This window comes from Corynebacterium otitidis ATCC 51513 (assembly GCF_000296405.1).
In the GTDB taxonomy this organism is placed as follows: Bacteria; Actinomycetota; Actinomycetes; order Mycobacteriales; family Mycobacteriaceae; genus Corynebacterium; species Corynebacterium otitidis.
In genome coordinates this window covers 243607-254891 of sequence record NZ_JH815192.1, presented here as the reverse complement: position 1 = coordinate 254891, position 11285 = coordinate 243607, and the positions used below count along the sequence as shown (strand labels likewise).

Here is an 11285-nt window from a genome sequence, read left to right as displayed (position 1 = left end):
TTGTGATACGAAACCACCCGGGCGGCAGCGCGGTTAAGCCCCACCACCCGCATTGTTAAGTGTTAAGAGGATAACACCTGGCCGCGGGCGTGGGGCGGGCTGGGCGGAGCGTAAGGAGAGACGCATGTCCGCGCGCCGGCGGGGTGACACGGTCCGGGGAGGAGCGGGCCTAGAAGGGCGGCTCCTCGTCGAGGCCCAGCTCCGAGTAGAGGCGCTTCGCGGGCCACAGGGCGATGTCCTGGCCCTTGTCGATGAGCTCCTCGGCGCGCTTCTGCTTCGACGTCGTCGAGCGCCACGCCCCGATGACGAGGATCGTCGTCTTCTTCGTGACGTTCTTGCCGACGACCCCGCCGCGCTCGGCGATGCCCTCCCACAGGCGGCCCTTGTCGAAGGGCTCGAAGTCGCCGGTGAGGGTGACGTGCTCGCCGTAAAGCGCGCCGGACTCGTCGGCGTCCTCGTTGGGCTTCGGCGGGTCCTTCGGGGTAGCGACCCCCTGCCAGGGGGCGCGGCCGCCGCCGCGCCCGCCCTTCCCGCCGCCGCGGGGCTTCTTTCCGGCCGCGTCGCCGCCGCCGTCTGCGCCGCGCCGGCGGCGCTCGGAATCCTCGGCCTGGTTGAGCAGCGCGTCGTTGACCCACCTGATCGCCGCGGCCGAGGGCGCCTCCCCGGAGCTCAGGAGCTCGCGCTGGGTATTGATGCCCGCGCCCTCCCGGTCGCGCTGCACGGGCAGCGCCGCGGCCCCGGCGGCCATGCCGAGGGTGAGGCCGGCGGCGAAGAACACCTCCGCGGCGGGGGAGGACGCCTCGCCGCGCTCGCGCGGCGCGGCGAGCACGCCCGCGACCGCCGCGGCGCGCTCGGTCGCCGAGGAGGGCTCCCCGTCCGCGGCGGCGAGCTCCCCGTTAACGGCGCCGAGCCGGTAGTCCTCGAGCCCGGGGCTGACGCGCCGGGCGAGCGCCCGGGTGCAGCCGAAGAAAAACGCCGGCGAGGCGGGCTCCTCGTTTCCTGAGTCGTCGGCCCCGGCGGCCTCGTCGGCGGCGCGGGCGATGCCCGCGACGAGGCGCTGAGCGTCGTGCGCGACGAGCAGCCCGCCGCCGAGCTCCTCCTCGAGCCGCGCGAGCGCGGCGTGAATCCCCTCCGGGTCGCCGGCGGGGACGTCGATCTCGACGGGCTCGCCGGGGCGGCCGGACTCGACGGGCACGAGCGCGACCCGATCGAGCCGCCCCGGGTCGTCGTCGGCGAAGCCGGGCGCGGCGGCGAGCGCGTCGAGCCCCGGCACGGCCTGCGCCGCGGCGGGCTCCTCGCCGCGCAGCGCCGCCCTCACCGCGTCGGCGATCTCCTCGGCGGCGGCCTGTTCGTTCGGCGCGACGGGGATCTCCTCACTCGACCCCTCCCCGGCGAGAACGACCGCGCCGCCCATCCTGGGGCCGGGCTTCTTAATCTCCACCGAGGCGACGCCCGAGAGGTCGATGACGCGCTCCGACTCGCCGCTGAGCGCCGCCGCCAGCGCGCCGTGCGCGACGCGCACCCGGCCCGGCTCGACGACGACCCTAGCCCCGCTTGCCTGCACCATCGCCATGACTCCCCTTCGACACTCGCTCGCGGCCCGCGCCCGCATCAGCGGCGCGGCGTGTGGCCGCCATGGTATCGGGGAGGCGGCGCTAGCCGCGCCGGGCGCTCGCCCCGATCCCGGCGAGCACCACGCGCAGCGAGTCCTCGAACTCGGCGGCCGGGTCCGGGCGCTCGGGCGCGCTCTGCCCGGTCGCCGCGTCGAGCTGCGCGCCCGCCTGCTCCCTCGCGACCGCGCCGACGACGACGTGGAGCAGCGCCGCGGCCCCCGCCGAGCGCGCCGGCTCCGCCACATCCCCGCCGACCGCGTCGCGCGCCGCGGAGAGCAGGCGCGCGTACAGCCCGGGCAGCGCCATGCCCGCGGTGAGGACCTCCGAGCCGTCGCGGTGCGCGAGCACCGCCCGGCGCAGCGCCCGGGCCAACTCGCCGGCGTCCGGCCACGGCGCGGCCGCGAGGACGGGCTCGACGATCCGGCCCGCGAGAGCCGCGATGAGCTCCTGCTTCGTCTCGAAGTGCCAGTAGAGCGCGCCGGGCTGCACGCCCAGGCCGCGGGCGATGCGCCGCATGGAGACGTCGCCGAGCCCGAACTCGTCGAGGATGCCCATCGCCTCGTCGACGATGCGGCCGCGGTCGAGGGCCACGACGCTCCTTTCCCTGCAGAAACGTGTGTGGCGCCCGGGGCTTTAAGTCGCCGGGCGCGGGCCCCGGGTCGGTGGCGCCGGGGCCGGTTCGCGCGCCCCAGCCTAGCGCCGGGCGGGATGAAGGCGGGGGAGTAGGCTTCGGGCCCATGACCGAGCGCACCACGGGGCCCGCCAATCAGATCGCCGCGGGCCGACAAGGCGGCCGCGCCGCGGCACTCGGCGACGGCGCGGGCCTGCTCGCCATCGGGCTGATCGGCTTCGCGCTGCTCGGCGCGGCGTGGGGGCTGTTCATCCCCACCGCGCACGCCACCGCCGCGGGCGAGGGGCTCGTGCGCCTCGAGGGCGCGGACGGCGCGCAGTTCGGCCGCTGGCTGTGGTTCGTCGGGCTCGTCGCGGCGGGCGCGGTGGCGCTCGCGATCGCCGCGTTTAGCCTGTGGCGCCGGCGCCGCGGCTGGGGGATGCTGCTGTGGGTCGCGGTCGTCGCGATCGCGGGGGCGGTCGTCGCGGCCTCGGCCGGCACGCTCGTCGGGCAGCTCGTCCACGGCGGCGCGGACCCCGCATCCGCCGCGCCCGGCGAGGAGCTCACCGTCGCGCTGCCCGTGCGCATCGGCGTGGCGGTCTACCTGTTCTCGGGCTTCGTCGCGACGCTCACCTACTGGCTGCTCGCCGCCTTCGGCCCCGGCACGGGCGACGAGGAGGACGCCGCCGTCGGCGCCGCGGGGCCGACGGCGGCCTAGTTCGCGCCCGGCCAGTTCACCGCGGAGACCCCGCACGCCTGGCGGCTCACCTCGTCGAGGCAGACGAGCACCTGGTTGATGCCGGTCGCCGCGTCGAGCGCGAGCTGCTGGTCGGTGCGGCCCCCGTCGACGGGCACCGTGTACTCGGCGCGCACCTTCACCGACGAGCCCGCCGGCAGGCAGTAGGCCTTCACCAGGCCCGAGCGCAGCGTCCAGTCGTTGCACACGAGCTCCCCGCGCAGCGCGCTGAGCTCCCGCTCAGGCGAGGGGTCCCAGTGGGCCTTGATGAGCAGGCTCGGCCCGTTGTCGACGTAGATGCTCACGAGGATCCCGTTGATCCACGCGAGCACGATGTCCCCGCTGCCGGGCAGCTGCGTGACCGACAGGTCGCCGAGCGAGGACGCGAGCCTCGGCACGCTCACCGCGCGCGGCGCGCCGCTGCCGGGCGCCTCCTCGATGGGGCTCGCGCCCGCCTCCCCGGCGCGCGGCGCCTTGGCGCGGTTCTCCGACTCGAGGCGGTCGGCGAGCGCGTCGAGCTCGGGGAAGTCGTCGAGCTCCCCGAGCACGCGCCGCTCGTCCGCGGCGTGGCGCGGAGGGCCCGCCTCGGGGCTGGGGGCGGGGCCCGTAGCGTCCTCCGCGACGAGGTCGTCGAGCGGCAGCGCGAGGGCCTGCGCCTCGTAGCCGAGCAGGGTCGCCGAGTCGCCCTCGACGTCGCCGGTGGGCGCGACAGGCGGGAGCGAGGCGGGCACCTCCGAGGCGGCGAGCTGCCCCGCGGAGATCGCCGTCTCGACGATGTCGCGCAACTGCGGGTCGGTGAGCCCCTGGTCGACGGGCGCGGCGAGCCGGCCGTGGACGACGAGCCTGCCGTCCGAGGCGAGCCGGAAGCTCAAGGCCGGGCCGAGGCGCTCGTGGTTCCAGGCGCGCAGCACGTCCGCGAGCGCGGGGGAGGACTCCCGCTCCCAGCGCTCCCTAAGGCTCACGAGGAAGCTTAAGCACCGCGCGACGCCCGCGGGCCGGGCGATGTAGATGATGAGGGTATGCCCGCGCCAGGGGATGAGCAGGCGCTCGGGGAGGCGGTAGAACGCGTAGCCCATCGCCTCGAGCATGCCCGCCACCCTCGGCAGGGTGACCGGTGCCGGCTGGTGTCTCTGATCGCGTGCCACGAGCTAGCCTCCCATCGTTCGGCGCTCCGGGGATGGTCCGCATCGCCGCCTCGCGGGCGGCGAGTTGGTCACCCAGGCTAGTGCAACACCCGCGGCCCCGGGGCCGGGTTGTGGTCAGAGTGGCTGGTATGGCGTACGGAGGGGCGGATCAGGGATGAACGGTGCTGTGCAGGCAGAATTAAGCAGCTCTACTCGCTAAGAAAGATGCGATGCAGATATGGGAAATAATATAAAAATTTGAGCGCATTGTATTATTTAAACCACCTTATTTTCTGATTGTTTGCATCGTGCCATGGTGGCTTACAATAACTTCCTAGATTCAAAATAATCACATATTTTCAGATTTTGATCTTATAAGATCGCATACGGGAAGTATGAATAATACTAATCCGCCCCAATTGTCGAAAAATGCAATGGTGGTAGCGGCTATCCAGACAAAGATGGTGTCTAGCCATCGGTTGGCGGCCCCGTATTTATCGTGGTAATAATCGCCCCCTTTTTGCATACAAAATACAACGGTCAGATCTGCAGCTGCGCCAAGTATAAATAGAATAGCGGCTGGACGTTGTCCGAAGAGCGTTAGTATGAATGCTAGGACGGTGATGCATGCTCCCGCTGTGAGCATGTTGGAGTTGTCGATAGTGCGATATTGTCTCGACAGTTTGCTAAATTTACTATCGGATTGAATGAGAATAGCCTCGTTGGAAAGGGGAGTGTCTCAGACGCGCTGTCGATAGATCTCAGCTACGCGGCGGGCCCTGGCAGGACGACGGGCTGCCAGAAGAACACCGCGACGGCGATGACGGCGAGTGCGGCGACGTTGAGCCACGCGCCGGCGCGCATCATGTCCGACATGGTCACGTAGGGGGAGCTGAAGACCGCGGCGTTGGGCGGGGTGGCGATGGGCAGCATGAATGCGCACGAGGTGGTCAGCGCCACGAGGATCATGATCGCGTAGGGGTCGGCGCCGATGCCCAGCGCGAGGGAGGCGCTGATGGGGATGAGCATGTTGGCCACCGCCGTGTTGGAGAGGATCTCCGTCATCAGCAGCACGACCGCGCCGAGCACGACGATCATGAGCGCGAACGGCAGCGCGGAGAGCTCGCTTAGGCGCTCACCGAACCAGGGCGTGAGCCCGGAGTCCTCGAACGCGGCCGCGAGGGAGAGCCCGCCGCCGAAGAGGACGAGCACGCCCCAGGGCAGCTTAGTCATGTCCTCCCACACGAGGATCCCGCCGCGGCGCGCCTTGGCCGGCACGACGAACATCGCGACCGCGCCCATGATCGAGATGGACGCGTCGGTGAGCGGCACGGCGTCGGGCAGGAAGCCGGAGCTGAGCCACAGCGCGCCGACGACGAAGAAGACGGCGCCGACGACCTTCTCCTCGTAGGACATCGGCCCGAGGGCGCGCAGCTGTTCGTTGATGAAGTCCTTGGGCAGCTCCGCGCGGAAGGCGACCTTGCGGTTTTGCAGGCACATGATCCCGTAAAGCGCGGCGAGCAGCACGATGGTGAGTGGCGCGGCGAAGACGAACCACTGCGCGAAGCTGACGTCCTCGCCGAAGAGGATCCCGGCCTGCGCGGCGAACACCGCGTTGGGCACCGAGCCGATGAGCGTGGCGAGGCCGCCGATGGACGCTGCGTACGCGATGGACAGCAGCATGCCCTTCGCGAGGGTGCGCAGCTCCTCTTCGCCGTAGACGTCCTGGTTCTTGAGCTCCTTGACGATCGCCAGGCCGATGGGCAGCATCATCAGCGCGGTGGCCGCGTTGGAGATCCACATCGACATCACCGCGGTGGCGAGGATGATGCCGAGCGTTATGCGGTTGCCCTTCGTGCCGACGAGCCGGATCGCGGTCATGGCGATGCGCTGGTGGAGGCCCCAGCGCTGGATCGCGACGGCGATGATGAACCCGCCCATGTACATGAACACGGTGGGGTTCGCGTACGCGCCGGCGGCGGTGGCCTGGTCCGTGCCCCCGGAGATCGGCAGCAGGAACAGAGGGATGAGCGAGGTCGCGGGGATGGGGATCGCCTCGGTCACCCACCACGAGGCGACCCACGCGGTCGTGGCGAGCACCGCGCGCGGCGCGTCGTCGAGGCCGGTGAGCCCGGGGACGAAGTACACGAGGCAAAACAGCGCCGGCCCGAGCGCGAGCAGCAGCCCGGTGAGGACGGGGCCGCGGTTGCGCGGGCCGGCGCCGGCGACGTCCGGGGCGGGCCCGCCGGCGGGGCGGGATGTCGCGGCGTCGCGCGGGGCGTTGTGGCCGCGGCCGCCGGCGGGTGCAGTGCTACTCATAGCTGCACTATATGTGGCCCGCGTCAACGACGTCGCGGTTGGTTGGGGCGGTTACCCGGGCCCCGATCCGAGGGTCGGGTCGCGCCGCGCCCGGTGCTACGGTTAGGGGAACAATCCGCCGGCACCCTCCCCGCGCATGCGCGCGGGGCGCCGGCGGGGCACAGGCAACCGAGTGTTTGAGGGGACGGGTGTCAGGCGCGATGGGTGCACCGAAGCTCGCGAGGATCGACCTGCGCGGCCGGGAGCTGTCCCCGGCGGCGCTGCGGGGCCTCGTGCCGCGCGGCGGGGTGGACGTCGACTCGACGATCCCGAAGGTCGAGCCGATCCTCGCCGACGTCCGCGCGCGCGGCGCGGCCGCGGCCCTCGACCACGGGGAGCGCTTCGACGGGGTGCGCCCCGAGTCGGTGCGCGTCCCCGAGGAGGTCCTCGAGCGCGCGCTCCAGGGCCTCGATAGCGAGGTGCGCCGCGCGCTCGAGGCCGCGGCCGGCCAGATCCGCGCCGTCCACGAGGCGCAGCGCCCAAGCGAGTCGACCGTCGAGCTCGCCGCGGGGCAGCGCGTCACCGAGCGGTTCGTGCCCGTCGAGCGCGTCGGCCTCTACGTGCCCGGCGGGAAGGCTGTCTACCCCTCCTCGGTGCTCATGAACGTCATCCCCGCCCAGGCCGCCGGGGTGGGCTCCGTCGTCGTGGCGAGCCCCCCGCAGCGCGAGCACGGCGGCTGGCCGCACCCCACGACGCTCGCGGCGTGCCGGCTGCTCGGCGTCGACGAGGTGTGGGCCGTGGGCGGCGCGCAGGCCGTGGGCCTGCTCGCCTACGGCGACGAGTCGCAGTCCCTCGAGGCCGCGGACCTCGTCACCGGCCCGGGGAATATCTTCGTCGCGGCGGCGAAGCGCCTCGTGCGCGGCGTCGTGGGCACGGACGCGGAGGCCGGCCCCACCGAGATCGCCATTCTCGCCGATGAGACCGCCGACCCGCGGTTCGTCGCCGCCGACCTGCTCAGCCAGGCCGAGCACGACCCCATGGCCGCGAGCGTGCTCATCACCGACTCCGAGGCCCTCGCCGACGCGGTCGACGGGGAGCTCGCGGCGCGCGCCGCGGCGACCCGCCACGCCGAGCGGGTCGCCGAGGCCCTCGGCGGGCAGCAGTCCGCGACCATCCTCGTCGAGGGCCTCGAGCAGGGCGTGGCTGTGGCCGACGCCTACGCCGCCGAGCACCTCGAGATCCACACCGCCGACGCCGAGTCTGTCGCGGCGCGCATCCGCCACGCCGGCGCGATCTTCGTCGGGCCCTACTCTCCGGTGCCGCTCGGCGACTACGCCGCCGGCTCCAACCACGTGCTGCCCACCTCGGGGACCGCCAGGTTTAACCCGGGGCTCTCGACGCACACGTTCCTGCGCCCCGTCAACGTCGTGACCTACTCCAAGCAGGGCCTCGCCGGGGTGGCGGGCGCGATCGCCGCGCTCGCGGAGGCCGAGGACCTGCCCGCCCACGCCGAGGCGGTCGCCGCCCGGCTCACCGACGACGAGGAGGACGAGAGCTAGTGTCCGCCATCCCGGGCGAGGCGGCGAGCCTCGCCGACCTGCCGCTGCGCGAGGAGCTCGCGGGTGCTAGCCCCTACGGCGCCCCGCAGATCGACGCGCCGGTGCGCCTCAACACCAACGAGAACCCGTACCCGCCCTCCGAGGCGCTCGTCGAGGAGCTCGTCGCCGAGGTGCGCGCCGCGGCCGCCGGGCTCAACCGCTACCCGGACCGCGGGGCGGTCGAGCTGCGCGAGCGGCTCGCCGCCTACGTCTCCGGCCAGGTGGGCGTCGAGGTGTCGACCGCGAACCTGTGGGCGGCCAACGGCTCCAACGAGGTGCTCCACCAGCTGCTCCAGGCCTTCGGCGGGCCGGGGCGCACCGCGCTGGGCTTCACGCCCAGTTACTCCATGCACCCCATCCTCTGCCAGGGCACCCACACCGAGTTCGTCTCCCGGGAGCGCGGCTCGGACTTCCGTATCGACCCGGCAGGCGCGCTCGCCGCGGTGCGGGAGATCGACCCCGACGTCGTGTTCGTCACGAGCCCGAACAACCCCACCGGCGACGTCACGCCGCTAGAACTCATCGAGGAGCTCGCCCGGCAGGTTAAGGGGCTCGTCGTCGTCGACGAGGCCTACATGGAGTTCTCCGACCAGCCCTCCGCGATCGGCCTCGTCGACCGCTACCCGAACCGGCTCGTCGTGTCGCGGACGATGTCGAAGGCCTTCGACTTCGCCGGCGGGCGGCTCGGCTACCTCGTCGCCGCGCCCGCCGTCGTCGACGCGCTGCAGCTCGTGCGCCTGCCGTATCACCTCTCCACGCTCGGGCAGGCCGCCGCGCTCGTCGCGCTGCGCCACGCCGACGAGACGCTGGCCACCGTCGCGACCCTGAAGAAGGAGAGGGCCCGCGTCGCGGACGGGCTCGCCGGGCTCGGCTTCGAGGTCGCCGACAGCGAGGCGAACTTCGTGTTCTTCGGGCGGTTTAGCGACTCGCACGCCGCGTGGCAGGCGTTCCTCGACCGCGGTGTGCTCATCCGTGACGTCGGGCAGCGCGGCTACCTGCGCGCCACGATCGGGACCCCGGAGGACAACGACGCTCTCCTCGACGCCGCCCGCCACGTTGCCGCGCGACGGGGCGCCTAGGCGCCTCGAGGCGGGCGCGCGGGCGCCAGGCGCGTGAAATTAATGGCAGTATTCGACGACAACACCGACGGCTAGAAGGAGGGCGACCATGGGCCGCAGCGCCACGATCACCCGCCGGACCAGCGAGTCCGACATCACCGTGACGATCGACCTCGACGGCGGCGGCGAGGTGTCCATCGACACCGGGCTGCCGTTCTTTAACCACATGCTCACCGCCTTCGGGGTGCACGGCGCCTTCGACCTCACCGTGCGTGCGAGGGGCGACATCGAGGTCGACGCGCACCACACCGTCGAGGACACCGCCATCGTTCTTGGCCGGGCCATCGACGAGGCGCTCGGCGACAAGCGCGGCATCGCCCGCTTCGGCTCCCAGCAGCTGCCCATGGACGAGGCGCTCGTCGAGGCGATCGTCGACCTCTCCGGCCGGCCGTACTTCGTCATGCGCGGCGAGCCTGAGCACATGGTCCACCAGGTCATCGGCGGGCACTACGCCACCGTCATTAACCGGCACTTCTTCGAGTCGCTCGCCACCCACGCGCGCGCCACGCTGCATGTCGTGTGCCACTCCGGGCGCGACCCCCACCACATCACCGAGGCGGAGTTCAAGGCCGTGGCCCGCGCGCTGCGCGCCGCGTGCGCCCCCGACCCCCGGATCCACGGGGTGCCCTCGACGAAGGGGGCGCTCTAGCTCGTGGCTGGCTGGGTCGCGCTCGCGTCGAGCGAGGCCGCCGGCGGGGACGCCGGCGGCGGTGTTATCGTGCAGCTCGTGCTCTTCCTGGCCGCCGGCCTGCTCGTCGGCGCGACGTGGGGCGCCTACCAGGCGCGCGCCAGGGGAGCGACGATCGTGTTGGGGGTGCTCGCGGCCGCGGCCGGCGCCGCCGCGCTGGGCATCGCGTTCGGAGGGGGATAAGAGGATTTGATGCTGCGCCAGGGACTCAGCCGCGAGGAGATCGACAACCTCCCGTCCATCTGGCGCAGCCCCGGCTACGCGCCCGCCGTCGTCGCCGCGGCGACCGCGTTCGGCGCGTGGACCATCCTGCTTCCCGTGCTGCCGCTCGCGGTGCTCGCCGACGGGGGCGGCGAGTCCCTCGCGGGCGCGACGACCGGCGTGTTCATGGCCACCACCGTCGCCACCCAGATCGTCACCCCGAGGATCACCGCCCGCTTCGACTACGCGCCCTCCATGGCGGTCGCGGCGCTGCTCATGGGCCTGCCGGCGCTCGGCTACCTCTTAGGCTTCGACCCACTGCCCGTGCTGGGCTTCTCCGCGGTGCGCGGCATCGGCTTCGGGATCCTCACCGTCGGCACCTCCGCGGTCATCGCGGAGCTCGTGCCCGCCCGGCTGCTCGGCAAGGCCACCGGCACGCTCGGGGTGTTCCACGGGCTCAGCCAGCTCATCTGCCTGCCCACCGGGCTCGCGATCGCCGAGTCCGGGCTGGGGTTTGCGCCCGTCTTCGGGATCGCCGCGCTCGTCGGCGTCGTCGCCGCCGTGGTGTGCCTCCTCATCCCCGCGACGCGCCGCGGTACTGCCGAGCCCGAGCCCGAGGATGCCGCCGCCCGGCCGCTCGCGCCGCGCGCCGAGACGTGGAAGCTCGTCACCGTGCCCGCGATCGCGATGTTCGTCGTCGCGATGGCCTTCGGCACGATCTCGAACTTCCTGCCCGCCGCCGTCCTCGAGCTCGACGCCGCGGGCGGCGCGGTCGCCGGCGGGCTCATGCTCTCGCTCATCGGCGCGGCCGGGATGGTCTCGCGCTACGCGGCCGGCATGATCGCCGACCGGCGCGGCGCCGCGGGTGCGACGCTCATCCCCGGCCTCGCGATCGGCGTGGCGGGGCTCCTCGCGCTCGGCGCGGCCTTCGCCTTCGATGCGAGCCTGTGGCTCGTCGTCGTCGCGGTCTTCGGCTACGGGCTGGCCTTCGGCTTCGTGCAGAACGAAGCGCTCTTAACGATGTTCGCCAGGCTGCCTCGCAGCCGCACCTCGCAGGCCTCGGCGATCTGGAACATCTCCTACGACTCCGGCACCGGGGTGGGCTCCTTCCTGCTCGGCTTCGTTGCCGCCGCCTCGAGCTTCGCGGGCACGTTCGCCGCGGCGGGCGTGCTGCTCGCGGGCGCGCTCGCCGTGACCGTCGCCGACCGGGTCGCCGGGCGCCACCGGCTCGTCGAGTACGCCAACACCCGTGCCAGGCTGCGCCAGGTGCCGGTCGCGCGCCGCGCGGTGCGCGCCGTG

At 72.6% G+C, this 11285-nt stretch carries 10 protein-coding genes; 6 read left to right on the top strand and 4 right to left on the bottom strand.

All coding sequences use genetic code 11. The annotated features are described in order from the left end of the window. Positions 1 to 169: 169 nt before the first annotated feature. Together HMPREF9719_RS01125 and HMPREF9719_RS01120 are read right to left on the bottom strand one after the other, a co-directional pair. Complete coding sequence (locus HMPREF9719_RS01125) at positions 170 to 1567, bottom strand: BRCT domain-containing protein (RefSeq protein ID WP_004600117.1); 1398 nt, start codon at positions 1565 to 1567, stop codon at positions 170 to 172. Between the two features lie 88 nt (positions 1568 to 1655). Continuing rightward, on the bottom strand, positions 1656 to 2204 hold the full coding sequence (locus tag HMPREF9719_RS01120; RefSeq protein WP_004600116.1) for a TetR/AcrR family transcriptional regulator: 549 nt from the start codon (positions 2202 to 2204) through the stop codon (positions 1656 to 1658). Between the two features lie 146 nt (positions 2205 to 2350). On the opposite strand from HMPREF9719_RS01120, the gene HMPREF9719_RS01115 reads away from it, so the two are divergent. Beyond that, positions 2351 to 2941, top strand: coding sequence for a hypothetical protein (locus HMPREF9719_RS01115; protein ID WP_004600115.1), 591 nt, complete (start codon positions 2351 to 2353; stop codon positions 2939 to 2941). Here HMPREF9719_RS01115 and HMPREF9719_RS01110 read toward each other — a convergent pair. Next, positions 2938 to 4104, bottom strand: a complete 1167-nt coding sequence (locus tag HMPREF9719_RS01110) for a YbjN domain-containing protein (protein ID WP_004600114.1) — start codon at positions 4102 to 4104, stop codon at positions 2938 to 2940. The genes HMPREF9719_RS01115 and HMPREF9719_RS01110 overlap by 4 nt on opposite strands. Positions 4105 to 4848: 744 nt before the next feature. After that, complete coding sequence (locus HMPREF9719_RS01105) at positions 4849 to 6402, bottom strand: SLC13 family permease (protein WP_004600113.1); 1554 nt, start codon at positions 6400 to 6402, stop codon at positions 4849 to 4851. A gap of 200 nt (positions 6403 to 6602) precedes the next feature. Here HMPREF9719_RS01105 and hisD point away from each other — a divergent pair, with 200 nt between their 5' ends. The 5 genes from hisD to HMPREF9719_RS01080 all read left to right on the top strand — a co-directional run. Next, positions 6603 to 7940, top strand: coding sequence for a histidinol dehydrogenase (hisD, locus tag HMPREF9719_RS01100; protein WP_004600112.1), 1338 nt, complete (start codon positions 6603 to 6605; stop codon positions 7938 to 7940). Continuing rightward, positions 7940 to 9058 carry a histidinol-phosphate transaminase gene (locus HMPREF9719_RS01095; protein WP_004600111.1) on the top strand — a complete coding sequence of 373 codons (1119 nt, stop codon included), beginning with the start codon at positions 7940 to 7942 and terminating at the stop codon, positions 9056 to 9058. Before hisD ends, HMPREF9719_RS01095 begins: the two co-directional genes overlap by 1 nt. Positions 9059 to 9146: 88 nt before the next feature. Next, positions 9147 to 9746: an imidazoleglycerol-phosphate dehydratase HisB gene (hisB, locus tag HMPREF9719_RS01090; RefSeq protein ID WP_004600110.1), complete on the top strand. Its 600-nt coding sequence runs from the start codon at positions 9147 to 9149 to the stop codon at positions 9744 to 9746. A 3-nt stretch (positions 9747 to 9749) separates the two neighbouring features. After that, a complete protein-coding gene (locus HMPREF9719_RS01085; protein ID WP_004600109.1) occupies positions 9750 to 9968 on the top strand; it encodes a hypothetical protein in 219 nt (72 codons plus the stop codon). A 9-nt stretch (positions 9969 to 9977) separates the two neighbouring features. Then, positions 9978 to 11285, top strand: a 1308-nt coding sequence (locus HMPREF9719_RS01080) for an MFS transporter (RefSeq protein WP_004600108.1), incomplete at its 3' end; no start/stop codon positions are given.